The sequence below is a fragment of the Oleiphilus sp. HI0128 genome (assembly GCF_001635365.1).
Genome location: NZ_LWGG01001365.1, coordinates 1 through 1140, shown reverse-complemented (window position 1 = coordinate 1140; position 1140 = coordinate 1). Strand labels below are relative to the sequence as shown.

At 43.2% G+C, this 1140-nt stretch carries 2 protein-coding genes; both read right to left on the bottom strand.

The features are described 5' to 3' along the window. Positions 1 to 446: THUMP domain-containing protein (locus A3763_RS22620; RefSeq protein WP_231872293.1), on the bottom strand; the 446-nt coding region annotated here is incomplete at its 3' end. Between the two features lie 250 nt (positions 447 to 696). Further along, positions 697 to 1014, bottom strand: a complete 318-nt coding sequence (locus A3763_RS22615; protein WP_197470243.1) for a cytochrome c — start codon at positions 1012 to 1014, stop codon at positions 697 to 699. Positions 1015 to 1140: the final 126 nt, after the last annotated feature.

The window sequence follows — 1140 nt, the reverse complement described above, 5'->3', positions numbered from 1 at the left end:
AGATCTACACCCGCAGTCTCTCCTGCTCGCAGTAAACCGCCCCCTACATAACGTTCTAACTCATGGGAGGTAAAAGAGTGCTGACCGGCACGCTTAATACGCACAACAAAGCGCTTGCCTTTAAGCTCCTCGCCCAGAGCACGATGAGTATGCTCTACAATTTCGTCAAAGTTGTCATCGATATTATCAATCTGATAGCGCTGCACTCGAAGAATATTTGCAATACCCGGAATACGCTGAAGGGTAGCCGCTAGGTTCTCAGCTTTTTCTTGAGAATCGTCATTCAGGTTAACTTCGATCTTATCCCAAAAACCCTGAACCTTGACGTCTTCAAACTCTTTCTTTAACACAGCACTGATATTTTGCCGAAGCTGTTTTACCAAGCGCTGCCTGACTGGCTTGCTCTTAATGGTAATTTCTGGAAACAGTTTGACGACAAATTTCATATAAATCTCACAACAAATCAGGTTTAAGGCATTCTAAAAACGAGACTTATTCTAACCTGATTTTGTTCAATCACTAAGCAAAAATGCACACAGAGGAGTAGATGAGAACAATCTATGAATATAAAGCAGAAAAATGCTAGCTATGAAGGAGGGGAAAGAACTTGTAGGCACCTTAGGAACTACCCTACCCGATGAGTATGGTTTCCCAGCTACCTACAAGTTAACTAAATGGCCTGAGGAACAAACAAGACTATTTTAAAGAAGCGTAGTAAGCCGCTAAATTATCAATATCAGCGTCACTCAATGCAGCTGCCTGGCCCTGCATGATTGCCGCCATACCACCGTTACGCTGCTTGGTTTTATAAGCTTTCAGTGAGCTCACCAAATAAGCTTCGTTTTGTCCTGCCAAATTAGGGTAAGTTGGAATAGCTGCAATACCGGCAGCACCATGACAGGCTGCACATACTGCTGATTTAGCTTTACCCGCAGCAGCATCACCTGCTACAACACTTCCACTTACTGCAAGTGAACCCGCTACCAAAACCGATGTAACTAGCTTTCTCATCATTATTTCTCTCTCTATTTTTACCAAGGTTTTACCTTAATCCGACAATCCATCGTATTATCAGCGTAATGCACATAGCTTAGCTCAAGGGACAATATTTGTCATGAGACTTCAGCGGCACAACAGCAT